We start from the raw sequence: 26189 nt of genomic DNA on the forward strand, positions 1-26189 counted from the left end.
CTCGCGACGCGGCGTGGAATCCGCAGTATGCCTTGTTCCGCAAAATCATGCAGGGCCTGGCGGCTGATAGCGGGTATTTCAACCCGCTATCAGCCGCCAGGCCCGCACAGGGAAACGCGCCGCCTTAGTCAGCCTGCTTGCGCAGGAAAGCCGGGATGTCGTAAGTTTCCATGCCGTTCTTTTCCAACGCGCGCACCGTATCGGAAGCCGACTCGCGGCGCCATACCGCCGGCGCCTTCATGCCTTCGAACGATGAGCTGCCATGGCCAACCGATGGCTGGCCGTGCATCAGCGGCTCGTTGTGGGTACCGGTCCGCATCATCGGCGCCTGCACCAGCTGCACTGCCTTGCGCGAACGGCCGAGGCCGGTGGCGACCACGGTGACGCGGATATCGTCGCCCATGGTTTCGTCGTAGGCAATACCCTGGGCAATCGAAGCATCCGGCGCCGCAAACGCACGCACGGTCGCCATGACTTCCTTGATTTCCTTACCCTTCAGGCTGCGGCTGGCGGTGACGTTGACCAGCACGCCGCGCGCGCCGGACAGATCGATGCCGTCCAGCAGCGGCGAGGCGACTGCCTGCTCGGCTGCCAGGCGGGCGCGATCGACGCCGGATGCGGTGGCGGTACCCATCATCGCCTTACCCTGTTCACCCATGATGGTCTTGACGTCGTTGAAGTCGACGTTGATATGGCCAGGCACATTGATGATTTCAGCAATCCCGGCAACGGCATTGTTGAGCACATCGTCGGCGTGCTGCAGCCATTCCATCATGCTGTCGTCTTCATAGATCTCTTCGAGTTTTTCGTTGAGAATGATGATCAGCGAATCGACGTGCAGGGACAGCGCCTCCAGGCCTTCGTCGGCGATGTCCATGCACTTCTGGCCTTCATAGGAGAATGGCTTGGAAACCACCGCCACGGTCAGCGCGCCCAGTTCCTTGGCGATCTGCGCCACCACCGGCGCCGCGCCGGTGCCGGTGCCGCCGCCCATGCCGGCGGCGATGAACACCATGTGCGCGCCGCGCAATGCATCCTCGATGCGGTTGCGCGATTCCTCCGCCAGCTGGCGGCCTACCGACGGCTTCATCCCCGCGCCCAGGCCGGTCTCGCCGATCTGGATCACGTTATGCGCCTTCGATTGCTTGAGCGCTTGTGCATCCGTATTGGCAGCGATGAACTCCACTCCCGACACACCCTTGTTGATCATATGTTGGACCGCATTGCCGCCGGCGCCGCCGACACCGACGACCTTAATCACGGTGCCCAAAGTTGCATTGTCAAGCATATCGATTTCCATGATATTTCCTCATAAAGATGCAGCATCCAGTCAATAGGCATCACGCTGTGTGAGACCTAGCAACTGACAACTGCGTGTTGCACAAACAACATTAAAATTAAACTTCGCCCGTAATCTGCGAGAACAAAGTGCTGCGCCATCAAATCGCCCGACGCCTCTTTAACTCCGACCCGCAGAAAGAAAATTAAAAATTACCCAAGAACCATTCCTTCATCCGCTGCCAGATCGCCTTCGCCGATCCTTCCTGGCGCGTCACGATATAGCCACGCAGGTATTGCTTCTTCGCTTCCAGCAGCAAGCCCAGCACGGTCGAGTAACGCGGACTGCGCACCACATCCGCCAGCTGCCCGCGGTAGTCCGGCGTGCCCAGCCGTGCCGGCTTGAGGAAGATGTCTTCCGCCAGCTCGATCATGCCCGGCATCATGGCCGAACCGCCGGTCAGCACCACGCCGCTCGACAGCACCTCTTCGTAACCCGACTCGCGCACCACCTGATGCACCAGCGCGAACAATTCCTCTACGCGCGGCTCGATCACCGCCGCCAACGCCTGGCGCGACAAGGTGCGCGGATTGCGGTCGCCCAGGCCCGGCACTTCCAGCGTTTCGCCCGGATCGGCCAGGATCTGCTTGGCGACGCCGTAGCGCAGCTTGATCTCTTCCGCTTCGTTGGTCGGCGTGCGCAGCGCCATCGCAATGTCGTTGGTGATCTGGTCGCCGGCAATCGGGATCACCGCGGTATGACGAATCGCCCCTTCCGTGAACACGGCGACGTCGGTAGTGCCGCCGCCGATATCCACCAGCACCACGCCCAGCTCTTTCTCGTCCGGCGTCAGCACCGCATCGGCCGAGGCCATCGGCTGCAGGATCAGATCCGACACTTCCAGCCCGCAACGACGGATACACTTGACGATGTTCTGGACCGCAGACACGGCGCCGGTCACGATGTGTACCTTGACCTCAAGTCGGATGCCGCTCATGCCGATTGGTTCACGCACATCTTCCTGGCTGTCGACAATAAATTCCTGCGGTACTGTATGCAGCAATTGCTGATCGGTAGGAATATTCACCGCCTTGGCCGTTTCAATAACGCGCGAGACGTCCGCTGCGCTGACTTCCTTGTCCTTGATCGCCACCATGCCGCTGGAATTGAAGCTGCGAATGTGGCTGCCGGCGATCCCGGTGTAGACATTGCGGATCTTGCAGTCAGCCATCAGCTCTGCTTCTTCCAGCGCACGCTGGATCGATTCCACGGTGGCTTCGATGTTCACCACCACGCCTTTTTTCAACCCCTTGGATTCTGCCTGGCCCAGGCCAATCACTTCATGGCGTCCATCCGACAATACCTCGGCTACCACCGCCACCACTTTCGAGGTGCCGATGTCGAGTCCGACGATCAAGTTTTTTGCGTCTTTTGTCATAATGTTTCGCTTATTTTTTCTTGCTTCCCAATCCGCCCGTCATGCCGCTAGCCTTCAGCGCCAAGCCATTCGGATACCGCATATCTACACTTTCGATCCGGTTCTGCAAACGCGACAGCAGTTGCGGATAGATCTGCACCAGCCGCGCCACCCGGTCTTTCAGCGTGGTCTTGTTTTGCTCTCGTCCCAACTCCACCGTCATGCCGTTGTCCAGCTTGACTGTCCATGCGTAGCGGCTCGATAAAGCCACGTCCACCGGGTTCAGCTTGAGCGGCGCAAACCACTGGCGGAAATCGGCCAGGCGCGCCACCACATCTTTTTCACTGCCGTCCGGACCGGACAAACGCAGCAACTCGCCGTCTTCTTCGGCCTCATCCAGGTTGGCGGTAAACAAATCGCCGTGCACCGACAGCAGCCGGCCATCGTCATCCCAGGTCGCCAGCGGCTGATGTTCCTCAACCGTCACGACCAGCGTGTTCGGCCATTCGCGCTGCACTGTCGCCTTGCGTACCCACGGCACCGACTCGAATGCCGTGCGCACCGTATCCAGGTTTGCGGTAAAAAAATTACCCTTGATGCGCGGCAGTGCCGTCGAACGCACGATCAGAGGATTGATGCGCCGCAGTTCACCCTGGCTAATGCCTTCGATACGGATGGTCTTCAGCGTAAACATCGGACGCTGCGCCAGCCACCAGATGCCGGACGCCAGCAATGCGAGCGCAGCCAGTCCTAGCAAGGTGCCGGAGATCGCGTTCAACATTTTGACGTCTTGCCACATGGTTATCGACTTTATCGCTTGGATCGTTAGGTAAATCTTTAATTAATTTCTCTTAATATTCATTCCCTAGTTACCGCTCATACCGGCTTCCAGTCTGCGGTCGGCGCCAGATCGAGCGCTGCCGAGGCCAGGATTTCAAGGCACAGATCTTCGTAGCTGACGCCGTTCGCCTTGGCTGCCATCGGCACCAGCGAATGCCCGGTCATCCCCGGCGACGTGTTGATCTCCAGCAGGAACGGTTCGTTATCCGTATCGCGCAGCATGAAGTCGACGCGCGCCCAGCCTTCGCAACCGATGGCCTTGTATGCCTGCACCGCTAGCGCCTGGATGCGCTCGGTCAGCGCGGCATCCAGCGGCGCAGGAACTAAATACTTGGTATCGTCGGTAAAGTACTTATGCTGATAATCGTAGTTGCCTTCGGGCGCGCGAATTTCGACGATAGGCAGAGGGCGCGCGCTGCGGCCGGCACCTAGCACCGGCACCGTCAGCTCGCGGCCACGGATGAATTCTTCCGCCAGCACCACCTCATCGTATTTGGCGCACAGGGCAAAAGCCTCGCTCATATCGGAATAGCCGGCGACCTTGGCGATGCCGATGGTTGAACCTTCATGCGGCGCCTTCAACATCAGCGGCAAACCCAGCACATCCGGCACCTGGCGCAATTCCTCACGGCTCGCCTCGTGCGCATCCAGGACCAGGAAACGCGGTGTCGGCAAACCCATGCTTTGCCAGATGCGCTTGGTCATGACCTTATCCATCGCAATCGCTGACGCCATGACGCCCGGGCCGGTATACGGAATGCCCAGCTGTTCCAGCGCACCTTGCAGCGTGCCGTCTTCACCGTAGCGGCCATGCAAGGCGATGAACACGCGGTCGAACTTCTCCGCAGCCAGTTCGGCCAGGCTACGCTCGCGCGTATCAAACAGATGGGCATCGACGCCGTGGCTTTTCAACGCCTTCAGCACGCCGTTGCCGGACATGATGGAGACTTCCCGTTCAGCCGAACGGCCGCCGAACAGCACGCCGACTTTGCCGAATGGATGACCTGTCTTTTTTTTGCTCATCGCGTTACTCATGTTCATTGCTCTACCAGTTGTGCCAGTTTGGCGGGCACGCCGCTGATCGAGCCGGCGCCCATGGTCATCACGACGTCGCCGTCGCGAACGATATTCAAGACCGAAGCCGGCATGTCGTTGATGTCTTCCACGAACACCAGCTCGCCCATGCCGGCCACCCGCAAGGCGTGCGCCAGGGCACGGCCATCGGCAGCAACGATCGGCGCTTCGCCGGCGGCATACACTTCGGCCAGCACCAGCACGTCGACCGTCGACAGCACTTTGACAAAATCTTCAAACAGATCGCGCGTACGGGTATAGCGGTGCGGCTGGAACACCAGCACCAGCCGCCGGCCCGGATAGGCGCCGCGCGCCGCCTGGATGGTAGCCGCGGTTTCCACCGGGTGGTGGCCGTAATCGTCGACCAGCGCAAATTCGCCTTTAGGCTTGCCGGCGGCGTCCTGCAGCTTGATTTCGCCGTAGCGGGTAAAACGCCGGCCGACGCCGTTGAACTCCAGCAGCGCTTGCTGGATGGCGCTATCGGCAACCCCCAGTTCGCGTGCAATCGCAATCGCCGCGCAAGCGTTCTGCACATTGTGCATGCCAGGCTGGTTCAGGCTGATCGGCATCGCCGCATAGCCTTTCTGGATGACGGTGAATTGCATGTGGCCGCCGGCCGCCTTGGCGTCGATCGCACGCACGTCGGCTTCTTCATGGAAACCGTAGGTCGTGATCAGCTTGGAAATCTGCGGCATGATCTCACGCACATTGGCGTCGTCCATGCACAGCACGGCGACGCCATAGAACGGCAGCCGCTGCGTAAACTCGACGAAAGCCTGCTTCAGCTTGCCGAAATCGTGATCATAGGTATCCATATGATCGGCATCGATATTGGTGATTACTTCAATCACCGGCGACAGGTTCAGGAACGAGGCATCCGACTCATCGGCTTCGGCCACGATAAAGTCGCCGGAACCGAGCTTGGCGTTGGCCCCGGCGCTGGTGAGACGGCCGCCGATCACAAAAGTTGGATCCAGTCCGCCCTGCGCCAGCACGCTTGCCACCAGGCTGGTGGTGGTGGTTTTGCCATGGGTGCCGGCGATGGCGATGCCGCGCTTGAGACGCATCAGTTCCGCCAGCATCACGGCCCGCGGCACGATAGGAATGTGTTTTTCGCGGGCGGCGACGACTTCCGGATTATCAGCCTGCACCGCAGTCGATGTGACGATGGCGTGGGCCTGGTCGATATGCTTGGCGGCGTGGCCGCGGCTGACCTTTGCGCCCAGCGCGGCCAGGCGGCGCGTCGCCGCATTGTCGCCGAGATCGGAGCCGGAAATGGTATAGCCGAGATTCAGCAGCACCTCGGCGATGCCGCTCATGCCGCTGCCACCGATTCCTACGAAATGGATGTTTTTAACTTTATGTTTCATGATGTACTCACTGCGGACCTGCCAATTCTTCCAAAACCTGCGCGATTGCTTCATTCGCATCGCGCCGGCCGTTTTCATATGCTGCCTGCGCCATCGTCTGGCAGTCCTGGCGCGAGATCCGCGTCAGCAACGCGGCCAGGCGCTCCTTGCTTAAATCCGTCTGCGGCAAATGAATCGCCGCCTTCTGTGTCGCCATCCAGCGCGCATTGTCGCGCTGGTGCGAGGTAGTCGAAGCCACCAGCGGCACCAGCACGCTGGCGACCCCGGCGGCGGTCAGTTCCGACACCGTAATCGCCCCGGCCCGGCAAATCACCAGGTCTGCGTCGGCGTAGCGGCGCGGCATGTCGTCGATGAACGCCACCACTTCCGCCGTCACGCCGGCCGTCGCATAAGCGTTGCGCAAGGCTTCAATATGCTGCTTGCCGGACTGATGCGTAACGCTGGGCCGCGATTCCGCGGGAATCAAGGCCAATGCCGCCGGCAGGCAATCGTTCAACGCCTTTGCGCCAAGGCTGCCGCCTACTACCAGCAAACGCAAGGGGCCGATACGCCCGCTGTAGCGCTGCTCCGGCAAAGGCAGCGCCAGGATTTCCTTGCGCACCGGATTGCCGGTGACCAGCGCCTTGCTGGCCGCCTTGCCAAAATCGGCAGGGAAACCGAACAGCACCCGCTGCGCCAGCGGCGTCAGGGCTTTATTCGACAGCAGCAAGGCCGCATCGGCATTCACCAGCACCAGCGGCACACCGCGCAAACGCGCCATGGCGCCGCCCGGCACCGTCACATAACCACCCATGCCCAGCACCACATCAGCCTGACGCCGCCCCAGGATGCGGAAGCAAGCCGGAAAGCTCAACAACATGCGCCAGGCGCCGCGCAGCGTATGCGCCAGCCCTTTACCGCGCAAGCCGGCAAAGACGATCTTGTCCATCTCAATCCCGTGCTGCGGCACCAGATCGGATTCCATGCCGTGCGTGGTGCCCAGCCAGCTGACTTGCCAGCCGCGCGCGCGCATCGTCTCGGCAATCGCCAGGCCGGGGAATATATGGCCACCGGTACCCGCCGCCATGATGACCAGACGTTTTGGCTGTGCGCTCATGCCCGGCCTCCACGCATCAGAACCCGGTTTTCATAATCGATGCGCAGCAGGATCGCCAGTCCGATGCAATTGATCAGCACACCGGAACCACCGTAGCTCATCAGCGGCAAGGTCAAGCCCTTGGTCGGCAGCAAGCCCAGGTTGACGCCCATGTTGATGAAGGTCTGCACGCCGATCCAGATACCGATCCCCTTGGCGGTCAAGCCGGCGAAGGTCTGTTCCATCGCGATTGCCTGGCGGCCGATTTCAAAAGAGCGCTTGATAATCCAGTAAAACAGCATGACCACCACCAGCACGCCGGCAAACCCCAGCTCTTCGCCGATCACCGCCAGCAAGAAGTCGGTATGCGCTTCCGGCAAATAGTGCAGTTTTTCGACGCTGGCGCCGAGGCCGACGCCAAACAGCTCGCCGCGGCCAAAGGCAATCAGCGAGTGCGACAGCTGGTAAGCCTTGCCCAGGGCATTTTCTTCGGCCCATGGATTCAGATAAGCAAAAATCCGCTCGCGACGCCAAGGCGACAGCCAGATCACCAGGGTAAACATACCCGCCAGCATGGCGCCTATGCCGCCGAACCAGATGCCGTTGATCCCGCCCAGGAACAGAATGCCCATGGCGATGCAGACGATCACACCGAGCGCCCCCAGATCCGGCTCCAGCATCAGCAGCAATCCGACCAGGCCGACCGCCGCCGTCATCGGCAGGAATCCCTTGGTCAGCTTGTGCATCACTTCCTGTTTGCGCACCGTGTAGTTGGCGGCATACAGTACGATGAACAGCTTCATCAATTCCGAAGGCTGCAGATTGAACACGCGGAACGACAGCCAGCGCTTGGCGCCGTTGACGCCGCGTCCCAGGCCAGGCACCAGCACCATCGCCAACAGGATCAGGGTGATGACAAACAGATACGGCGCCCAGCGCTGCCAGGTCGCAATCGGAATGCGGAAGGTCACCAGGCCGGCCACCAGCGAGACGCAGATGAAGATCGCTTGCCGCACCAGGAAGTGTGCATTCGTATAGTTCGAATATTTGGGCGAATCCGGCAACGCGATCGAGGCCGAATACACCATCACCAGGCCAAACAGCATCAACAAGACGACCACCCACACCAGCGGCTGATCGTATTCCATCATTTTTGAACGCTGGACGCCGGGCTTCTGGCTGTCGAGTGCGCGCGGCCGCGCCGGCGCATTATCCGCCGGCTTGCCTGAAAATGATGGAAAGGCGAATTTCATAGTCCGACCTCGCCGCGCGACAAAGCCAGTTCACGCACCGCATCGACAAACACCTGCGCCCGGTGGGCATAATTGCGGAACATGTCGAAACTGGCGCAGGCTGGCGACAGCAACACGGCATCGCCCGGGCGTGCCAGTTCTGCCGCGCGCGTCACAGCTTCTTCCAGCGTCGCGCAACTGACGATTTCCAGCGCGCCAGCCGTACTCTCTACTGCGGCGCGAATCGCCGGCGCATCGCGGCCAATCAGCAGCAGCGCCCTGCCATAAGCAGCCAGCGGCGCCGCCAGCGGCGCGAAATCCTGCCCCTTGCCGTCACCGCCCGCGATCAGCAGCAAACGGCTAGGATTGGCTCCACCCGTGGTGTCGCCATCGCAGCCGCGCCCCAGGCCGTTCAGCGCGGCAACCGTGGCGCCGACATTGGTACCCTTGCTGTCGTCGTAATATTCAACACCGCCGATGGTCGTCACCAGCTCGACCCGGTGCGGTTCGCCATGATATTCGCGCAAGCCATGCAGCAAAGGTGCGAACGGCAAGTCGATCGCGCGGCACAGGGCCAGCGCGGCCAGGGCATTGGCGGCATTGTGGCGGCCGCGGATGCGCAAGGCGTCAGCCGGCATCAGGCGTTTGACCGTCACCGGCAGCAAGGCCAACTGCTCCTTCTTGTTGCGTCGCTTACTGCTTCCTTCCGCGCGCTCTTCTTCATCGCCTGGCACCGCAACGGTCAGCCAATGCATGCCATTGTCGCTGACCAGACCAAAGCAATCACCTTCATGCGGCTCATCAAAACCGAAGCTGATGCTGTTGCCGTTGGCGAACTGCATCGTCAAAGGATCGTCGCGATTCAGCACGCGCACGGTATTGGCGCTGAAGATACGCGCCTTGTCGGCCACATACGAGGCCATGTCGCCGTGCCAGTCCAGGTGATCCTGAGTGATGTTCAGAATGGTGGCGGCGTCGGCATGCAGGCCGCAGGTTGCATGCAGCTGGAAGCTGGACAGTTCCAGCACCCAGACCTGCGGCAAGGCGTCGCGCTCCAGCGCGCTGCGCAAGACGTCCAGCGCTGCCGGGCTGATATTGCCGGCCACCTGCACCGTCAGGCCGGCGCGTTCGCACAGCAGTCCGGTCAGGCTGGTAACGGTGGTCTTGCCGTTGGTGCCGGTGATGGCAATCACTTTCGGCGCATAGCCCTGGCTCTCGCGCAGTGCCGCCAGGGCTTGCGCAAATACTTCGATTTCGCCCCATACCGGGATGTCGCGGTCAGTCGCTGCCGACAGGATCTCTTTCAGTTCGCCGGTCGGCGCCAGGCCCGGGCTGGTGACGGCAAAGTCGATGCCATCCAGCAGGCTGACCGGGAAACCGCCGGCCGCGTTGTCGCCGGGGCCGCAAAATTCCACGCCTGGAATGGCTTGTTGCAACAGCGGTAGCCTTTCCGGCGCACTGCGGGTATCCGCCACGCGCACGGTCGCACCGCAATGTGCCAGCCACAAAGCGGATGCCAGGCCCGATTCTCCGAGCCCTAATACCAGAACATGTTTACCCGTATAGTTCATTACCGCTGCCCACTACCTTAACTTCAGAGTTGAAAGTCCAAACAACACCAGCATCATCGAGATGATCCAGAAACGCACAACAACCTGCGTTTCCTTCCAGCCTTTTTGTTCATAGTGATGGTGCAAAGGTGCCATCAGCAACACCCGGCGGCCAACGCCGAAACGCTTCTTGGTGTACTTGAAATAGATTACCTGCAACATCACCGACAAAGTTTCGACCACGAAAATACCACCCATAATGAACAGCACGATTTCCTGGCGCACGATGACCGCCACCGTGCCGAGGGCGCCGCCCAGGGCCAGCGCGCCGACATCGCCCATGAATACCTGCGCCGGATAGGCGTTGTACCAGAGGAAGGCGAGTCCGGCGCCGGCCATGGCGCCGCAGAAAATCAGCAATTCACCGGCGCCCGGGATATGCGGAATCAGCAGGTATTTGGCGAAGGTGACGTTGCCGGTCAAATAAGCGAACAGTCCCAGCGCGGCGCCGACCATCACAGTCGGCATGATCGCCAGGCCGTCCAGGCCATCGGTCAGGTTGACGGCGTTGCTGGTGCCGACGATGACGAAATAGGTCAAGGCCATGAAACCCCACACGCCCAGCGGATAGCTGACTGTTTTGAAGAAGGGCACGATCAGGTCGGCCTTGGGCGGCAGATCAAGGCTGAAGCCGGATTCGACCCAGGCCACGAACAAATCCCAGACCTGGGTGTTGTTCGGCGCCGAGACCGAGAACGCCAGGTAGGTCGCGGCAACCACACCGATCACCGATTGCCAGAAATATTTTTCGCGCGAACGCATGCCGTTCGGGTCCTTGTAGACCACCTTGCGATAGTCGTCGACCCAGCCGATGGTGCCGAACCCAAGCGTCACGATCAGCACGATCCAGACAAAGCGGTTGCCGAGATCGCTCCACAGCAAAGTCGAAATGCCGATCGCGATCAGGATCAGCACGCCGCCCATGGTCGGCGTGCCGGATTTGATCAGATGCGTCTGCGGACCGTCGGTGCGCACCGCCTGGCCAACCTTGAGGCGCGCCAGCATGCGGATCACGCCCGGTCCCGCGATCAGGCCGATCATCAACGCCGTCAAGGTCGCGAATACCGCGCGGAACGTGATGAAGTTGAAGACGCGCAGGAAACTGAAATCCTGCTGAAAATTTTGTGCCAGCCATAGCAGCATGTTAGTGAGTCCCCTCAGATGTTGTGCCAACCAGGTGCTGGACGGCGCGCTCCATTTTCATGAAGCGCGAACCTTTGACCAGCACGGTCGTATGCGGTGTCATGGTGGCATCGAGCGCGGCCAGCAACGCTGCGATGTCGGTAAAGTGCTGGGCTTGAGGGCCGAAAGCGATGCTCGCCTCGGCCGCCATCTCGCCCAGCGTGAACAGCCGCGTAATGCCGCGCTGCTGCGCGTAAGCGCCGATTTCATGGTGGAACTGGCGGCCGTCGTTGCCGACTTCGCCCATCTCGCCCAGCACCAGCAAACGTGGTGCGGCAACCTGCGCCAGCACGTCGATCGCGGCCCGTACCGAATCCGGATTGGCGTTGTAGGTATCGTCGATCACCAAGGCACCGGCGCAATTTGCCAAGCTGGCCTGCTTGCGTTGCAGGCGGCCACTGACCGGAGCGAACGATTCCAGGCCACGCTTGATGGCAACCAGATCGACGCCAATCGCCAGGGTGCAGGCGATCGCCGCCAGCGCATTGCGCACATTATGTTCGCCGGCCGCAGACAGATGCACCACGAAGCCAGGCTGGCCGGGCACGCTCACCGCCAACTCGCTGCCGAAACCATCGACGCCGTTGCTGTAACTGCAATGCACATCCGCCGCCGGCGTCAACCCGAAAGTCAGACTACCGCCCTTGCCGGCGCAGTAGCTGCGCCACAGTTCAGTATATGGATCGTCGGCCGGAAACACCGCAATGCCGCTGGCCGCCAGGCCGCGGATCACGCTGCCGTTTTCCTCGGCGACGGCTGCTACGCTGGCCATGAATTCCTGATGTTCGCGCTGGGCATTGTTGACCAAGCCGACAGTCGGCTCGGCAAGCGCCGTCAGCACGGCGATTTCGCCGGGATGGTTCATGCCCAGCTCAATCACGGCCGCCTGATGCTCCGCTTGCAATCGCAACAAGGTCAGCGGCACGCCAATCTCGTTGTTGAAATTACCGCGTGTGGCGAGCGACTTGTCAACACCGAAAGCCGCAACCAGGATCGCTGCAATCATTTCCTTAACGGTGGTCTTGCCGTTGCTGCCGGTGACGGCGATCAACGGCAGCCGGAACTGCTGGCGCCAGCGTTGTCCGATCGTCCCCAGAGCCAGACGGGTATCCGGCACCACCAGCGCCGGCACCGCCAGCCCTGCCAAGGCTTGTTCGACCACCACCGCGACGGCGCCCTGGGCAATCACCTGATCGAGGAAATCGTGGGCGTCAAAGCGCTCGCCGCGCAAAGCGACGAACACGGAACCTGGCGTCACCGCGCGGCTGTCCGTGAACAGCCCGTTGATCACGGTTTCGCCGGCAGCCCCTGCGCTGGCAGGCAATCCCAGCCACGACTGCAGTTGCGCCAATGTGGCATTCATAGGCTGCCGCCCTTCATCGTCGCCCGCGCAGCAAGCGCCAGGGCAGTATGGTCGGCGTCTAAAAACGGCAATTTCTTTCCTTTGATTTCCTGATATGTTTCATGTCCTTTGCCTGCCAGCAGCACGACATCGGCCTTGGCCGCGTGACGTACCGCCCACAAGATCGCGGCAGCGCGGTCTTCCAATGCTTGCGCAGCCTGCGGCGCCTTCATCCCGGCCAGGATCTGGCCGATGATGGCCGCCGGTTCTTCGCTGCGCGGATTGTCACTTGTGACGATGACGTGGTCCGCCTGTTCCGCCACGGCGCCCATCTGTGGCCGCTTGCCGGGATCGCGGTCGCCGCCGCAGCCGAACACGCACCACAATTCGCCGTTGCGCTGCTGCGCCACCTGGCGCAGCGTGCTCAGAGTCTTTTCCAGCGCGTCTGGCGTATGGGCATAGTCGATCACGATCAGCGGCGCATCCTGGCCGCCGAACTGCTGCATTCGACCCGGTACGGCGACCAACAGTTCAATCGCATCGAGCGCTGCCTTCCATTCGATACCGTGGGCCAGCAGCACACCCAGGATGCCCAGCGCATTGCTGACATTGAACTGGCCCACCAATTGCGTTCTCAACTGCCCCGAGCCGAATGGCGATTCGACATGGAACACGGTGCCGCTGGCGTTAAAGCGGATCGCCGAGGCACGCAACACGGCGACATCCGCCGGGGCCTCCAGTTCGCCGCAGGTATAGCCGATCAGCGGGATCGCATGCTTCTTTTTCTGTAGATGACTGACCAGGCGCAAGCCCATGTCGTCATCCAGATTGATCACGGCCTTCTGCAAACCCGGCCAGTCGAACAGCATGCGCTTGGCGGCTTCGTAGTGCTGTTCGTCGCCGTGATAATCCAGATGGTCGCGCGTGAAATTGGTGAACAGGGCGATATCAACATGCATGCCGTTCAAGCGGCCTTGCTCCAGGCCGATCGAGGATGCCTCGATCGCCAGCGCTGTTACGCCTTGCCTGCGCATCGCGCTCAAGGTCTGCTGCAGCAGCAATGCGTCCGGCGTGGTGTTGCCGGTTTCGTCGAAATCGCCGGATTGCCCTTGCGTATAGATACCGGTGCCGAGCGTGCCGATCACGCCGGTAGGCTGCCCCAGCTGCGACAGCGCATGCCCCAGCCACTGGCTGCAGGAAGTCTTGCCGTTGGTGCCGGTGACAGCCACCACCAGCATGCCCGCATCAGCTTGCCGATAATAGGTTGCGGCGATCTGGCCGGAGAGCTGCTTCAAGCCGCCGACCGCCAGATGCGCCATCGTCCAGGCGGCGTCCCAGCTGAATTTATCGCTCTCGTACAGCACTGCCGAAGCGCCATTTTTCAACGCCTGTGCAATATAGGCGCGGCCGTCCGCGGCATCGCCAGGATAGGCAAAGAACACATCGCCGGCTTTCACCTTGCGCGAGTCCGACACCAGCGTGGCGCCAGCCGGCGCCACGCTGTCCAGCCACTGCTGGATGCCTTGCAATTGTTTTTCGATGGAGGCGGTCACAAGCCCTCCTGCGGGCCATCGGCCGGGATGATGATGTCGGTGACGCTGGAATCCGGTGGCACGTTCAACGCGCGCAAGGCGTTCGCCGCCACCGTCGCAAACACCGGCGCCGCGACGTCGCCGCCGAAGTGCGAGCCGACCGTCGGCTCGTCCACCATCACGGCAATGATCAGGCGCGGATCGGAAGCCGGCGCAAAGCCAACGAAATCAGCAATGTATTTTTTGACATACTTGCCGCCTTCAATCTTGTAAGCAGTACCGGTCTTGCCGCCGACGCGGTAACCCGGGACCTGCGCTTTCGGCGCGGTGCCGCCCGGCGCAGTAACCCGCTCCAGCATGGCACGCATGGTGAGCGCGGTCTTTTCAGACACCACGCGCTGGCCGACCGGAGGTTCAGCGACCTTCTGGAACGACAGCGGGATCAAGTCGCCATTGCGGGCGAAAATCGTATAGGCGTGCGCCATCTGAATCAGCGAAACCGAGATGCCATGGCCATAGCTCATGGTGGCCTGTTCGATCGGCCGCCACGATTTGAACGGCCGCACGCGGCCGGCGACGGCGCCAGGGAAGCCGAACTTGGGCTGCTGCCCCAGGCCGACGGTGGTAAACATCTCCCACATCTCTTCAGCCGGCATTTGCAAGGCAATCTTGGCGGTACCGATATTCGACGACTTCTGGATAATCTGCGCCACGCTCATGGTCTGCACCGGATGCGGATGGGAGTCGCCCACGGTCGCGGTGCCGATGGTCATCTTGTCCGGCACCTGGAAAGTCGTGGTGGCCTGCACCCGGTTGGTATCCAGCGCCAGGGCGACGGTAAACGGCTTCAAGGTCGAGCCAGGCTCGAAGGTATCCGTCATCACGCGGTTACGCAGCTGCGCGCCGGTCAGCACCGAGCGGTCGTTCGGGTTATAGCTTGGCAGGTTGGCCAGCGCCAGCACTTCACCGCTCTTGGCGTCGACCACGACGATGCCGCCAGCCTTGGCCTTGAACTTCTCGACCGCTTCCTTCAGCTGGGTAAACGCGATGTACTGGATCTTGCTATCGATCGACAGCACCAGGTCCTTGCCGTCATGCGGCTCCTTGACCGCCTCGATATCTTCGACGATGCGGCCGAGCCGGTCCTTGATCACACGGCGGCTGCCGGTGGCGCCTGCCAGGTTTTTCTGCTGCGACAGTTCCATGCCGTCCTGGCCGGCATCTTCGACGTTGGTGAAGCCGACCACGTGCGCCGCCACCTCGCCTTCAGGATAGAAGCGCTTGTATTCCTTGCGGGTTTCTATGCCGTCGATGCCAAGCTTGACGATCTGGTCTGAAATGTCTTGCTCTACCTGCCGCTTGAGGTAGACAAAATTGCGGTCGGAATCGAGTTTCTTGTTCAGCTCGGCGCTGCTCATGTCGAGCAGCTTGGCCAAGGCTTGCAGTTTTTCCTTAGGCGCATCCTTGACGTCGTCGGGAATCGCCCAGATCGCCTTGACCGGCACCGACGACGCCAGCACCTGACCGTTACGGTCGGTGATCTTGCCGCGCGTGGCCGGCAACTCAAGCGTGCGCGCATAGCGCGAAGCACCCTGCTTTTGCAGGAAGTCGGTGGAAATCCCTTGCAGCCACAGAGCCCGCACGATCAGCGCCAGGAAGGCCGCGAACATGGCGAACAGCACCACCCGCGAGCGCCATACCGGCAGCTTGATTTTCAGCACCGGGCTGGCCGAAAACGGCACACCCTTGCCGGCCGCGATACGGCCGGTATGAGAGCTGCGCGGGGGATTACGCGTCATTTTTCCCCCAGCGTCAGGTACTGGGTACGCGCGGCAGTCAGCGGCACCATGTTGAGATCGCGCGTGGCGGCGGCTTCAATCCGGGCGTTCTTACCCAGCGTAGACTGGTCCAACTGCAATTGCGCCCACTCGATATCCAGCTGGCGCGACTGGCTGGCCGCCCGTTCCAGTTCGATGAACAACTGGCGCGCCTGATACTGGGCATTGACCAGCGCAAGCGCGCACAGCACTAGCGCCAGCGCCAGGACGAAATTGAGGCGGCCGCTCATGCCTGCGCCTCTTTGACGGCCAGCCGTTCGCCGACCCGCATGATGGCGGAACGGGCGCGCGGATTTTCAGCGACTTCCTCATCCGACGGCTTGACGCGCGAGATCAGTTTCAGCTCCGGCTGCGGCAGGTCGACCGCACGGATCGGCAGGCGACGGTCGGGCTGCGGCAGCCGGGCTTTCGAGGCCAGGAACTGCTTGACGATCCGGTCTTCCAGCGAATGAAAGCTGATCACGACTAATCTCCCTTGCTGGCCCATCTGCCGAAATGCCTGGTCCAGTACTATCTCGAGTTCTTCAAGCTCTTGATTGATGAAAATCCGTATAGCCTGAAAGGTACGAGTGGCCGGGTCTTTGCCTTTCTCGCGGGTCTTGACGGCGTTTGCCACGATCTGGGCAAGCTGTCGTGTGCCAGTAATGGGCTTGATTGTCCGGCCAGCAACAATCGCCTTTGCAATCTGAACAGCAAACCGTTCTTCCCCATAATCACGTACCACCTTTCCGATTGTTTGTTCATCCGCGCTGGCCAGCCATTCTGCTGCCGATATGCCGCGTGTCGTATCCATCCGCATGTCGAGCGGGCCATCAGCGCGGAAGCTGAAGCCGCGGCTGGCGTCGTCCACCTGCGGCGATGAAATGCCCAGGTCCAGCAGCACGCCATCGACTTGCCTGATTCCTCTTTGCTGCAAGGCCTGCGCCATGGTCGCAAAACTGTCATGCACGATCTCGAAACGCGGATCGGCGATAGTGCTTGCGGTGGCGATGGCTTGCGGATCCTTGTCGAACGCGATCAGACGGCCGCGTTCGCCCAGGCTTTGTAAAATCTTGCGGCTGTGGCCGCCGCGTCCGAAGGTGCCGTCGACGTAAATACCGTCGGCGCGTGCGCCCTCGATCGCCAGCGCACTGACAGCCTCGTCCAATAACACGGTGCGGTGCTGGAACTCGGGCACCACTGGTTCACTCATGGCGGGCCTGTCAGAACGAAAAATTGCTTAACACTTCGGGCATGCCAGCCGCAACTGCTTGCGACTCGCTCTCAGCCAATTTGGCTGCGTCCCAAATCTCGAAATGGCTTCCCATGCCCAACAACATCACCTCGCGCGTCAGGCCGACGGCCGCGCGCAACTCCGGCGCCACCAGGATGCGGCCGGCGGAATCCAGCTCGACATCCGAGGCATTGCCCAGGAAAATCCGTTGCCAGGCGCGCGCCGACATCGGCCACGCGGCGATCTGCTCGCGGTGGCTCTCCCATGTCGGGCGTGGGAACAGCAACAGACAGCCATGCGGATGCTTGGTCAGCGTCAGCCGGCCTTCGCACTGAACGGTCAGCGCGTCACGATGCTTGGATGGCACTGCCATCCGTCCTTTCGCATCGAGATTTAATGCTGACGCACCCTGAAACACCGCACACGCTCCTGTTAGTTGCTGCTGAATCCTGAAAATAGTTCTTTGCAAGCCGGCAAAAATGCCCCACAAAAAAACACTTTTCCACACTTCCACCCACTTTAGAGGATGCACTATTCTAGGTCAAGCCATTTAGCAGGGAGCAATTGGAAAATATTCGAGTAAAGTCAATGACTTAGCGCCACTATCTGACAATGTGCAATGAATGTGTTTACATTGAATTACTAAATAAATGAAGGACTTAGCGAGAATTGTAAATGTCAGCTCTCAGCTATACACATGTGTTTGCGGCAAACATGCCGAAACAAAGGTTCACAATTGGCAACCCTGCTGGCGATCCAAAATGGTACAAATCGCAGATAAAGAAGGGAGTAGGCAGCTTGATAGTGCGGGATGAACAGCCGGACAACGGAAGATAACGAGGCTTTGACATAACAATGAACAACAATCCTGTGTTTTTTGCCTGCTCAGCCCACCAACCGGCCGCCGCGCACACGCAAACCTTTTTTGGCGAGGCCAGGCGCCAACGCACTCAAATGCGCCAGGGCATCGCCGCTGTGCGCGTGGCAAATCGCCACCGCCAGCGCATCGGCGGCATCGGTGCCGGGCAAGCCGGGCAGTTGCAGCAAGCGCTGTACCATGTCCTGCACCTGCTGCTTTTGCGCCTTGCCATGGCCGGCGACAGCTTGCTTGATCTGCAAAGCGGTATATTCCGCGACCGGCAAGTCTGCGCTCACTAACGCACAAATGGCAGCGCCGCGCGCCTGCCCCAACAGCAAGGTGGATTGCGGATTGACGTTGACGAAGACTTTTTCGATGGCCGAACAATCCGGCGCATAGGTGCGTATCACTTCCGACACGCTGGCCAGGATCACCTTCAGGCGTTGTGGCAGGTCGGCGTCCGGCGTCTTGATAGTACCCGAGCCGATATAGCTGAGCTTGTTGCCCTGCTTGTCGATGATGCCAAAACCGGTGGTCCGCAGACCTGGGTCGATACCGAGGATTTTCATATGGTACTTACGCAAAACCCCGTAGGGTGGGCACATCGTGCCCACGCGTTAACGTGATAAACGGAGTATATGCCCCGGTCACACCATGAGCATGTAAATGAAGCAAGGTCACGCGTGGGCACGATGTGCCCACCCTACATTAATGGCGGAAATGCCGGGTGCCGGTCAGCAGCATGACGACGCCGTGCTCGTCGGCGGCATCGATCACTTCCTGGTCGCGCATCGAACCGCCCGGCTGCACCACGCAGGTTGCGCCGGCATCAACCACGACGTCGAGGCCGTCGCGGAACGGGAAGAAGGCATCCGAGGCCACCGCCGAACCGACCAGCGACAAGCCGGCGTTCTGCGCCTTGATCGAGGCAATGCGGGCGGAATCCACGCGGCTCATCTGGCCGGCGCCGACACCCAGGGTCATGCCATTGCCGCAAAACACGATCGCATTCGACTTGACGAACTTGGCGACGCGCCAGGCGAACATCAGGTCCTGCAGCTGCTGCTGGGTGGGCTGCTTCTTGCTGACCACTTTCAGTTCGCTCAAGGCAACATTGCGGGCATCCGGCGATTGCACCAGCAGGCCACCGCCGACGCGCTTGAAGTCATGCAGGTTGATCGCATGCGCCAGGGGGATTTCCAGCAAGCGCACATTCTGCTTGGCAGCAAAGATCTGCTTGGCTTGTTCGGTGAAGGATGGCGCAATGATCACTTCGACGAATTGCTTGGCGACCGCTTCAGCGGCATTGCCGTCGAGTTCCTGATTGAAAGCGATGATGCCGCCGAAGGCCGAGGTAGGATCGGTTTGCAGCGCCTTGCTGTAAGCTTCCAGCGGATTACCGCCGATCGCCACGCCGCAAGGATTGGCGTGCTTGATGATGACGCAGGCGGTTTCACTGAAGGTCTTGACGCATTCCCACGCAGCATCGGCATCGGCGATGTTGTTGTATGACAGCTCCTTACCCTGCAACTGCTTATAGTTGGCCAGCGCGCCTTCGACATGCCGAGTGTCGCGGTAGAACGCGGCCGACTGGTGCGGGTTTTCACCGTAGCGCATTTCCTGCACTTTTTCGAAATGCAGGTTCAAGGTCGCCGGATAGGCGCTGCGCGTGGTGTGTTGCTTGTCTTCACCCAGCGAAGTGAAGTAATTGGTGATCGCGCCGTCGTATTGCGCGGTGTGGGCAAAGACTTTCTTGGCCAGCGCAAACTTGGCGCCGTAGCCGATTTCGCCGTCATTGGCTTTCAGCTCGCTCAATACCGCAGCATAGTCGCTAGGATCGCACAGGACGATCACATCCTTATGGTTCTTGGCTGACGAACGCAGCATGGCAGGGCCGCCGATGTCGATATTCTCGATCGCATCTTCCAGCGAGCACTGTTCCTTGGCGATGGTCTGCTGGAACGGGTAGAGGTTGACCACCACCATGTCGATCATCGGGATCTGGTGCTGCGCCAGCGCCGCCATATGTTCAGGGAAATCGCGCCGCGCCAGGATGCCGCCGTGCACCTTCGGGTGCAGGGTCTTGACCCGGCCGTCGAGCATTTCCGGGAAGCCGGTATAGTCCGCCACTTCGGTCACCTTGATGCCGGCATCGGCCAGCAGCTTGGCGGTGCCGCCAGTCGACAGAATATTCACGCCCAGCGCCGACAACTCTTTTGCGAAATCGAGTATCCCGGTCTTGTCGGATACGGAAATGAGGGCTTGTTTGATCATAGTGAAAACTCAGGAAGGTGATGAATGACGAAAAGGCGGACTGCGGATAAGCTCAGCTGGAAAACCGCTTTTGGCGGAACCGCTGCCTCCGGTGACGGCTATGGCAGCCTGATGTTGCTAACCTCTGCTTGATCTGGCGCTCCGGCGCACCTGGCGGCCCGGCAGCGCAAAACTGCGAATTGCAAAAATTACAAAAATTACAAAAGGCCGTGCTGCTGCAACTTTTTGCGCAGGGTGTTGCGATTGATGCCCAACATTTCGGCGGCATGCGACTGGTTGCCTTCGGCGCGCGCGATCACGGCTTCCAATACCGGTTTTTCAACCGTGGAAATCACCATGTCGTAGACATTCGACGGCGGCTGTTCGCCCAAATCCTTGAAATATTTTTCAAGGCTTTGCTTTACCACGTCTTGGATACTTTCTTTACTCATTCTTTTTTTACTATTCTTTTTTTAAGATCCGGACCGGATTCCCGCAGGGCCGCGCTTTTGGCGCAGCCAGCTTGCCGGAAAATCCTGCCCAGTCCTGTTTCTTGTTAATCTGATTCAGGCCGCCATCTGCTCGGCCACCCCGTATTGTAACCGCTCCCCAAACGCAAACTGCGATTCGAAGAAGCTATTTACTGCTGCCAGCTGCTGGCCGCAATCTTCCAGCAGGTTCATGCGCTGCCGGAATGCCTCGCCGCCCGGCAAATCGCGCACATACCAGCCGATATGCTTGCGCGCAGTGCGGACGCCAAGGTAATCCCCATAGAATCCGTAATGCGCACGCAAGTGTTCATCCATCAGCTGCTGCACTTCCTGCACCAGCGGCGCCGGCAAGTATTCGCCGGTGCGCAGGTAATGTTCGATCTCGCGGAAAATCCAGGGCCGGCCCTGTGCCGCGCGGCCGACCATGATGGCGTCGGCCTTGGTGTATTCCAGCACCTGGCGCGCCTTTTCCGGCGTCGTGATGTCGCCGTTGGCGACCACAGGAATAGACACCGCAGCCTTGACGGCCGCAATCGTCTGGTATTCGGCGTCGCCGCTGTAGCCGTCGGCGCGCGTGCGTCCATGCAGCGTCAGCATGGCGATGCCGCTGGCTTCCGCCAGGCGTGCGATGCTCAAGGCATTCTTGTTGAGGCGATCCCAGCCGGTGCGAAATTTCAGCGTCACCGGCACATCCACCGCACCGACTACCGCTTCCAGGATCCGCGCCACCAGTTGCTCATCTTGCAATAATGCCGAGCCGCACCAGCTGTTGCAGACTTTCTTGACCGGGCAGCCCATGTTGATATCGATGATTTGCGCACCGTGATCGACATTGTACTTTGCACACTCCGCCAGCATCTGCGGATCGGCGCCGGCGATCTGCACCGCCCGCGGCTCCATCTCGCCATCGTGGTTGATGCGGCGCGAGGTCTTTTCGGTCTGCCACAGGCGTGGATTGGAAGCCGCCATTTCCGACACCGCATAGCCGGCGCCCAGCTCTTTGCAGAGCTGCCGGAACGGCCTGTCAGTGACACCAGCCATCGGTGCCACAAAGACATTGTTGCGCAGGAAATAAGGGCCAATATTCATGGCGGTATCGAAAGCTCAGGTGAGTTGCAGCGGGAAAGGCGTCATTTTATCGCGATTGCCGCCGCACGCGGGTTATTCTCGATGTGTACTTTAGAGCTCGTCTTCGGCTGCCGTGCTGGAGCTGTGCAGATGCTGGGTAGCGTAATGGATAAGTTCGTCCAGCCCGCGGCCATCGGCGCCATAGGTAGCCACCCCGACCGACAGCGCCAGCCGGATCGACCAGTTTTCGATATTTACCGGATGATTCTTGAAATGGCTGAGAAAGACCGCGGCCAGGTTTTCGGCATCCACGGTGTCGGTCGCCGGCAACACATATAGGAATTCCGTCGCATTCCAGCGGCCGCCGCTGTCGCTCTTGCGCAACTGGCCGCCGGTATCCTTGGCGAAGGCCGCCAGGATATTGTCGGCCACGGCCCAGCCATAGAGATCGTTAATCTTGTGAAATTCATCCAGCTGGCAATACAGGATGGACAGCGGCGACTCATCGGTCGCCGTGGCGGCTACGGCTTCCTCATAGACATGGACGATACGGCGCCGCGTCAGCAAGCCGGTCAGCGAATCGATCTGGGCCTGCCGTGTCAGCAGGTGCGACAGGTTGGACTGCTTCCAGATCACCTCGCAGACATGGCCGAAAGCCTGGAACGAAGCGTGCCCGGTATTGGAGAAATAGTCCTGGCTATCGGCGTAAAACACCATCATGCCGTGCATGCGGGCTTTCTCCGAGCGCAGCGGTATCGCCAGCGCCGCCTTGACGGAACAGTTTTCCGGGTGGGCTTGCCACGGTGCAAACAGGGCCTGGAAATCGCTGTCGTGCCCGGCTTCCCAATCGGCCTCTTGGGCAAACGGCGCGACATAGTCAAAACAGTCCTTGGACAGCTGCCAGTGATCCGATTCGCTGAGTGCTTTGCCGACGATCGCGGCCGGCTTGATCGCCGCTTCCGAGTCGTCCTGGCAAAAACCGACCCACACCAGCCGGATATGCGGGCTGGCTGGCAAGATCATCTGACACAGGCGCTTGACGCTTTCGCGGCCGCTGTAGGCCTGCGGTAAAGTCTGCAGAAGCTGGTGCAAGACGCTGACCAGCGCCAGTTGCTCTTCATTCAGAGCTGAGACGGAAGACGCCGCGGCTGCCGTTTTCCCCGCGGCCGATTCCAGCGTTGACTCGGGGTCAGCAGCACGCTGCGCCCAAGAGGGGAAGAGATTAAGTTTCATGCTGGCAGTCCCACTGTTGTTTTAGTTCTTGTCAGCAAGATTAGCACAGGCACGCTGCCTTTATCACAACTGTTTTGAATGCAGCTTATACAGATTTATAGCAGTTTTACGATGTTGATCTACGGCAATGAAATGCCGCCGGTAAAGGCTTGGCAGCTTGCCAGCGGGTCAGCGATCGATTTCATCCAGGGTCAGCTCGTCCAGATGGGCGACGTCGGCCCAGCCGTCCACGCGCAAGGGCTGCGCCCAATCCGGATTCCAGCTCAGACGATTGATGCTGGCGTTGAAAATATCGCAGCTGCGTGGCTGCTCCAGCGGCAACTGGTTGGCGCAGCGGTAGATGCAGTCAAGCACGCCGCCATGCGTGACGATGGCTATGCGCGCCGGATTGCCGGCGCTTAGTATCGCCAGCAGGGCATGTACCGCCCGTTCGTAAAATTCACGCATGGTTTCCGCCGCATGCACGCCGGCCGGATAGCGATAGTCGACGGCGCGCTCCATCAGCGCAGCATAGGCTTCAGGAAAGCGTTCTGCTGCTTCCGGATAGCGCAAGCCTTCCAGCGCGCCGTAGCAACGCTCGCGCAAGCCGGCGTCAAGCTGCAAGCTCAGCTTGCGGGCCGCTGCCAGCGGCGCCGCGGTTTGCCGGGCGCGCTGCAGATCGCTGCTGAAGATGGCATCGATGGCGACGCCATCCAGGCTGCGCGCCAACGCCAGTGCCTGGCGTTGGCCGACCTGATTGAGCGGAATGTCGAGATGGCCTTGCAGGCGGCGCTCCAGATTCCAGTCCGTTTCGCCGTGGCGTATCAATAAGATTTCAGTAGTTGCCATAAATTTTCTGCAAGGCCCAGCGCTGCTATAACGCCGGGTTCAAGGTATAAAGACCGATTATCGATTCCTGCGCCAGGATATGGCCGTGCATGGCCGCCTGTACCTGCGCGCCGGTGAATTTGCCGGTCACCGCCAGGCGCGGAATGCTGAGAGCGTACAAGGTGAAGATGTAGCGATGGACGATTTCATCGTTCCACGGCGGACAAGGGCCGTCGTAGCCGAAATAGTCGCCGCGCATCGCGGCATCGCTGGCGAACCAAGCGGTGTAGTCATTCAGGCCGTGACGCAAACCCGGGCTGCCCTCGATCTCCGGGCCGGGCTTGCCGCGCGGCGTGACGCCATCGCTGAAGGCGGCCGCGGCAATCGAGGCGGTGCTTGGCGGCAGGTCCAGCAGCAGCCAATGGAAAAAATCGACACGCGGCAAATCGGCGGCGACTGTCTTGCCTTCCTGGTTGACATCGTCGCCGCGTGACGGCACGTCGGGATCGTGGCAGATCAGCACCAGCGATTGCGTAGCGGCCGGCAGCTGCTCCCAGGCGAAGTGGGGATTGCGGTTGGCCGACAAGCTGAGATGCGTTTCCGGATGGCTGACGGCGAAAGCGAATTCGCCAGGGAGATAAGCGCCGTCCTTAAAAGAATTGCTCCAGAGTTTCATGGCAAGCTCCCGTGGATAATTTCAGTTCTGCCAGACTACAGCAAATAAAAGCCTTACGCTTTGACCAGCGGTGGTTTTACCTGCAGCCAGAAAGTCACCGGACCGTCATTCGTCAGCGACACTTTCATGTCGGCGCCAAACTGCCCGGTCTGCACCTGCGGGTGCAGGCTGCCTGCCTGGCGCACAAAATAATCGAACAGGCGGCGGCCGTCTTCCGGCGCCGCTGCCGGCGTGAACGAAGGCCGCGTGCCGGATTGCGTATCGGCCGCCAGCGTGAACTGCGGCACCAGCAGCAAGCCACCGCCGATGTCGCTGACGCTGCGGTTCATCTTGCCGGCGTCGTCGCTGAACACGCGGTACGCCAGCAGCTTGGCCAGCAAAGCGTCGGCCTGCTTTTCGCTGTCGCCACGCTCGGCGCACAGCAGCACCATCAGGCCGGCGCCGATGGCGCCGATGGTCACGCCATCGACCACCACGCTGGCGTGGCTGACCCGCTGCAGCAAGGCGATCATGCGGTCAGGGTAACGCGGGCGAACTTGCGCTTGCCGACCTGTATCACGAAAGTTGCCGCATCGACCTTCAAACCTTTGTCGCTGATCACCGCACCATCAATCCGCACCCCGCCCTGCTCCACCATGCGCAAGGCTTCGGAGGTGGACGGACAGAGATTGGCTTGCTTGAGCAACTGGCCAATGCCGAGCGGCGCACCGCTCAAGGTCAGCTCAGGAATGTCGTCCGGAATCCCGCCCTTGGCGCGGTTATTGAAATCGCTCAAGGCGTCTTCCGCCGCTTGCTGATTATGGAAGCGCGCCACGATTTCCTGCGCCAGCGCCACCTTTATGTCGCGCGGGTTCTGGCCGCCCTCGACCTGCGTCTTGTAGGCGGCGATCTGCGCCAGCGACTTGAACGACAGCAGCTCGTAGTAGCGCCACATCATGACGTCCGAAATGCTCATCACCTTGGCGAACATGGTGTTGGCCGGCTCGGTGATGCCGATGTAGTTGCCCTTGGACTTGGACATCTTCTCGATGCCGTCCAGGCCTTCCAGCAGCGGCATGGTCAAGATGCATTGCGGCTCCTGGCCGTAATCCTTTTGCAGCTCGCGCCCCACCAGCAAATTGAATTTCTGGTCAGTGCCGCCCAGCTCCAGGTCGGATTCCAGCGCTACCGAATCGTAGCCCTGCATCAGCGGGTACAGCAGTTCGTGCACCGAGATCGGCGTGCCGGCCTTGTAGCGCTTGGTGAAATCCTCGCGTTCCAGGATGCGCGCCACCGTGTATTTGGCCGACAGCTGGATCATGCCGCGCGCGCCGAGCTTGTCCGACCATTCCGAGTTGTAGCGGATTTCGGTGCGGGCCGGATCCAGCACCAGGCTGGCCTGGGCAAAATAAGTCTTGGCGTTTTCTTCGATCTGTTCGCGCGTCAGCGGCGGCCGCGTGATGTTGCGGCCGGAAGGATCGCCGATCATCGAAGTGAAGTCGCCGATCAGGAAAATCACGTTGTGGCCGAGGTCCTGCAGCTGGCGCATCTTGTTCAGCACCACGGTGTGGCCGAGGTGCAGATCGGGTGCGGTCGGGTCCAGGCCGAGCTTGATGCGGAGCGGTTTGCCGCTTTGTTCGGAACGCTGCAGCTTGCGCGCAAAATCGCTCTCGATCAGCAGTTCGTCGACGCCGCGCTTGGTGATCGCCAGCGCTTCCAGGGTGCGGTCCGACAGCGCCGGCAGGATGTTTTCAGCAGCAGCGCCTGCTTGCGGTGATGCGTTTTGAGAATCGTGAGCCATAGGAAATAAAAATCCAGC

24 protein-coding genes are annotated in these 26189 nt (G+C 60.6%); all 24 read right to left on the minus strand.

Annotated features, from left to right (window positions below):
- Positions 1–124: 124 nt before the first annotated feature.
- Positions 125–1300 (minus strand): cell division protein FtsZ, encoded by a 1176-nt coding sequence (gene ftsZ, locus CPter91_RS22505; protein WP_061944464.1) that lies wholly within the window; start codon positions 1298–1300, stop codon positions 125–127.
- A gap of 184 nt (positions 1301–1484) precedes the next feature.
- On the minus strand, positions 1485–2717 hold the full coding sequence (gene ftsA, locus CPter91_RS22510) for a cell division protein FtsA (protein WP_014007913.1): 1233 nt from the start codon (positions 2715–2717) through the stop codon (positions 1485–1487).
- A 10-nt stretch (positions 2718–2727) separates the two neighbouring features.
- Positions 2728–3495: a cell division protein FtsQ/DivIB gene (locus CPter91_RS22515; RefSeq protein WP_061944466.1), complete on the minus strand. Its 768-nt coding sequence runs from the start codon at positions 3493–3495 to the stop codon at positions 2728–2730.
- Positions 3496–3572: 77 nt separating this feature from the next.
- A complete protein-coding gene (locus CPter91_RS22520) occupies positions 3573–4559 on the minus strand; it encodes a D-alanine--D-alanine ligase (RefSeq protein WP_061944468.1) in 987 nt (328 codons plus the stop codon).
- A 14-nt stretch (positions 4560–4573) separates the two neighbouring features.
- Positions 4574–5980, minus strand: coding sequence for a UDP-N-acetylmuramate--L-alanine ligase (gene murC, locus CPter91_RS22525; protein WP_061944472.1), 1407 nt, complete (start codon positions 5978–5980; stop codon positions 4574–4576).
- A gap of 7 nt (positions 5981–5987) precedes the next feature.
- Complete coding sequence (gene murG / locus CPter91_RS22530; protein ID WP_061944475.1) at positions 5988–7076, minus strand: undecaprenyldiphospho-muramoylpentapeptide beta-N-acetylglucosaminyltransferase; 1089 nt, start codon at positions 7074–7076, stop codon at positions 5988–5990.
- Positions 7073–8206, minus strand: coding sequence for a putative lipid II flippase FtsW (ftsW, locus tag CPter91_RS22535; protein ID WP_231880151.1), 1134 nt, complete (start codon positions 8204–8206; stop codon positions 7073–7075). The genes murG and ftsW overlap by 4 nt, the downstream gene beginning before the upstream one ends.
- A gap of 98 nt (positions 8207–8304) precedes the next feature.
- On the minus strand, positions 8305–9858 hold the full coding sequence (gene murD / locus CPter91_RS22540; RefSeq protein ID WP_061944481.1) for a UDP-N-acetylmuramoyl-L-alanine--D-glutamate ligase: 1554 nt from the start codon (positions 9856–9858) through the stop codon (positions 8305–8307).
- 12 nt (positions 9859–9870) lie between these two features.
- Entirely contained in the window at positions 9871–11040 is a 1170-nt protein-coding gene (gene mraY, locus CPter91_RS22545; protein ID WP_061944484.1) for a phospho-N-acetylmuramoyl-pentapeptide-transferase, read from the minus strand.
- 1 nt (position 11041) lies between these two features.
- Positions 11042–12442 (minus strand): UDP-N-acetylmuramoyl-tripeptide--D-alanyl-D-alanine ligase, encoded by a 1401-nt coding sequence (locus tag CPter91_RS22550; protein ID WP_061944487.1) that lies wholly within the window; start codon positions 12440–12442, stop codon positions 11042–11044.
- Entirely contained in the window at positions 12439–13974 is a 1536-nt protein-coding gene (locus tag CPter91_RS22555) for a UDP-N-acetylmuramoyl-L-alanyl-D-glutamate--2,6-diaminopimelate ligase (RefSeq protein ID WP_236905885.1), read from the minus strand. The genes CPter91_RS22550 and CPter91_RS22555 overlap by 4 nt, the downstream gene beginning before the upstream one ends.
- Positions 13971–15752, minus strand: coding sequence for a peptidoglycan D,D-transpeptidase FtsI family protein (locus CPter91_RS22560; protein WP_061944491.1), 1782 nt, complete (start codon positions 15750–15752; stop codon positions 13971–13973). Before CPter91_RS22560 ends, CPter91_RS22555 begins: the two co-directional genes overlap by 4 nt.
- Entirely contained in the window at positions 15749–16021 is a 273-nt protein-coding gene (gene ftsL, locus CPter91_RS22565) for a cell division protein FtsL (protein WP_061944494.1), read from the minus strand. The genes CPter91_RS22560 and ftsL overlap by 4 nt, the downstream gene beginning before the upstream one ends.
- Positions 16018–16983 carry a 16S rRNA (cytosine(1402)-N(4))-methyltransferase RsmH gene (rsmH, locus tag CPter91_RS22570; RefSeq protein ID WP_061944498.1) on the minus strand — a complete coding sequence of 322 codons (966 nt, stop codon included), beginning with the start codon at positions 16981–16983 and terminating at the stop codon, positions 16018–16020. Before rsmH ends, ftsL begins: the two co-directional genes overlap by 4 nt.
- Positions 16984–16993: 10 nt before the next feature.
- Positions 16994–17422 (minus strand): division/cell wall cluster transcriptional repressor MraZ, encoded by a 429-nt coding sequence (mraZ, locus tag CPter91_RS22575; RefSeq protein WP_061944501.1) that lies wholly within the window; start codon positions 17420–17422, stop codon positions 16994–16996.
- Between the two features lie 467 nt (positions 17423–17889).
- Complete coding sequence (gene ruvC / locus CPter91_RS22580) at positions 17890–18432, minus strand: crossover junction endodeoxyribonuclease RuvC (RefSeq protein WP_061944505.1); 543 nt, start codon at positions 18430–18432, stop codon at positions 17890–17892.
- Between the two features lie 139 nt (positions 18433–18571).
- Complete coding sequence (purH, locus tag CPter91_RS22585; protein WP_061944523.1) at positions 18572–20137, minus strand: bifunctional phosphoribosylaminoimidazolecarboxamide formyltransferase/IMP cyclohydrolase; 1566 nt, start codon at positions 20135–20137, stop codon at positions 18572–18574.
- A 197-nt stretch (positions 20138–20334) separates the two neighbouring features.
- Positions 20335–20568: a Fis family transcriptional regulator gene (locus CPter91_RS22590; RefSeq protein ID WP_014007929.1), complete on the minus strand. Its 234-nt coding sequence runs from the start codon at positions 20566–20568 to the stop codon at positions 20335–20337.
- 114 nt (positions 20569–20682) lie between these two features.
- Positions 20683–21696, minus strand: a complete 1014-nt coding sequence (gene dusB, locus CPter91_RS22595) for a tRNA dihydrouridine synthase DusB (protein WP_061944526.1) — start codon at positions 21694–21696, stop codon at positions 20683–20685.
- Between the two features lie 90 nt (positions 21697–21786).
- Complete coding sequence (locus CPter91_RS22600) at positions 21787–22908, minus strand: GGDEF domain-containing protein (protein WP_082793173.1); 1122 nt, start codon at positions 22906–22908, stop codon at positions 21787–21789.
- 168 nt (positions 22909–23076) lie between these two features.
- The gene (locus tag CPter91_RS22605) at positions 23077–23736 is read right to left on the minus strand and encodes a histidine phosphatase family protein (protein ID WP_061944532.1); all 660 of its coding nucleotides are present in this window, start codon (positions 23734–23736) and stop codon (positions 23077–23079) included.
- Positions 23737–23761: 25 nt separating this feature from the next.
- The gene (locus CPter91_RS22610) at positions 23762–24391 is read right to left on the minus strand and encodes a YbhB/YbcL family Raf kinase inhibitor-like protein (protein WP_061944534.1); all 630 of its coding nucleotides are present in this window, start codon (positions 24389–24391) and stop codon (positions 23762–23764) included.
- A 53-nt stretch (positions 24392–24444) separates the two neighbouring features.
- Positions 24445–24903 (minus strand): D-aminoacyl-tRNA deacylase, encoded by a 459-nt coding sequence (gene dtd, locus CPter91_RS22615; RefSeq protein WP_061944536.1) that lies wholly within the window; start codon positions 24901–24903, stop codon positions 24445–24447.
- Positions 24900–26171, minus strand: coding sequence for a tyrosine--tRNA ligase (gene tyrS, locus CPter91_RS22620; RefSeq protein ID WP_061944537.1), 1272 nt, complete (start codon positions 26169–26171; stop codon positions 24900–24902). Before tyrS ends, dtd begins: the two co-directional genes overlap by 4 nt.
- Positions 26172–26189: the final 18 nt, after the last annotated feature.

It is taken from the genome of Collimonas pratensis (genome assembly GCF_001584185.1).
Classification (GTDB): Bacteria; Pseudomonadota; Gammaproteobacteria; order Burkholderiales; family Burkholderiaceae_D; genus Collimonas; species Collimonas pratensis.

Excerpts from the sequence above, each read along its gene's own strand:
- ftsZ (WP_061944464.1), bottom strand. The coding sequence starts at position 1,300 with ATGGAAATCGATATGCTTGACAATGCAACTTTGGGCACCGTGATTAAG.
- ftsA (WP_014007913.1), bottom strand. The coding sequence starts at position 2,717 with ATGACAAAAGACGCAAAAAACTTGATCGTCGGACTCGACATCGGCACC.
- CPter91_RS22515 (WP_061944466.1), bottom strand. The coding sequence starts at position 3,495 with ATGTGGCAAGACGTCAAAATGTTGAACGCGATCTCCGGCACCTTGCTA.
- CPter91_RS22520 (WP_061944468.1), bottom strand. The coding sequence starts at position 4,559 with ATGAGCAAAAAAAAGACAGGTCATCCATTCGGCAAAGTCGGCGTGCTG.
- murC (WP_061944472.1), bottom strand. The coding sequence starts at position 5,980 with ATGAAACATAAAGTTAAAAACATCCATTTCGTAGGAATCGGTGGCAGC.
- murG (WP_061944475.1), bottom strand. The coding sequence starts at position 7,076 with ATGAGCGCACAGCCAAAACGTCTGGTCATCATGGCGGCGGGTACCGGT.
- ftsW (WP_231880151.1), bottom strand. The coding sequence starts at position 8,206 with ATGATGGAATACGATCAGCCGCTGGTGTGGGTGGTCGTCTTGTTGATG.
- murD (WP_061944481.1), bottom strand. The coding sequence starts at position 9,858 with ATGAACTATACGGGTAAACATGTTCTGGTATTAGGGCTCGGAGAATCG.
- mraY (WP_061944484.1), bottom strand. The coding sequence starts at position 11,040 with ATGCTGCTATGGCTGGCACAAAATTTTCAGCAGGATTTCAGTTTCCTG.
- CPter91_RS22550 (WP_061944487.1), bottom strand. The coding sequence starts at position 12,442 with ATGAATGCCACATTGGCGCAACTGCAGTCGTGGCTGGGATTGCCTGCC.
- CPter91_RS22560 (WP_061944491.1), bottom strand. The coding sequence starts at position 15,752 with ATGACGCGTAATCCCCCGCGCAGCTCTCATACCGGCCGTATCGCGGCC.
- ftsL (WP_061944494.1), bottom strand. The coding sequence starts at position 16,021 with ATGAGCGGCCGCCTCAATTTCGTCCTGGCGCTGGCGCTAGTGCTGTGC.
- rsmH (WP_061944498.1), bottom strand. The coding sequence starts at position 16,983 with ATGAGTGAACCAGTGGTGCCCGAGTTCCAGCACCGCACCGTGTTATTG.
- ruvC (WP_061944505.1), bottom strand. The coding sequence starts at position 18,432 with ATGAAAATCCTCGGTATCGACCCAGGTCTGCGGACCACCGGTTTTGGC.
- purH (WP_061944523.1), bottom strand. The coding sequence starts at position 20,137 with ATGATCAAACAAGCCCTCATTTCCGTATCCGACAAGACCGGGATACTC.
- CPter91_RS22590 (WP_014007929.1), bottom strand. The coding sequence starts at position 20,568 with ATGAGTAAAGAAAGTATCCAAGACGTGGTAAAGCAAAGCCTTGAAAAA.
- dusB (WP_061944526.1), bottom strand. The coding sequence starts at position 21,696 with ATGAATATTGGCCCTTATTTCCTGCGCAACAATGTCTTTGTGGCACCG.
- CPter91_RS22600 (WP_082793173.1), bottom strand. The coding sequence starts at position 22,908 with ATGAAACTTAATCTCTTCCCCTCTTGGGCGCAGCGTGCTGCTGACCCC.
- CPter91_RS22605 (WP_061944532.1), bottom strand. The coding sequence starts at position 23,736 with ATGGCAACTACTGAAATCTTATTGATACGCCACGGCGAAACGGACTGG.
- CPter91_RS22610 (WP_061944534.1), bottom strand. The coding sequence starts at position 24,391 with ATGAAACTCTGGAGCAATTCTTTTAAGGACGGCGCTTATCTCCCTGGC.
- dtd (WP_061944536.1), bottom strand. The coding sequence starts at position 24,903 with ATGATCGCCTTGCTGCAGCGGGTCAGCCACGCCAGCGTGGTGGTCGAT.
- tyrS (WP_061944537.1), bottom strand. The coding sequence starts at position 26,171 with ATGGCTCACGATTCTCAAAACGCATCACCGCAAGCAGGCGCTGCTGCT.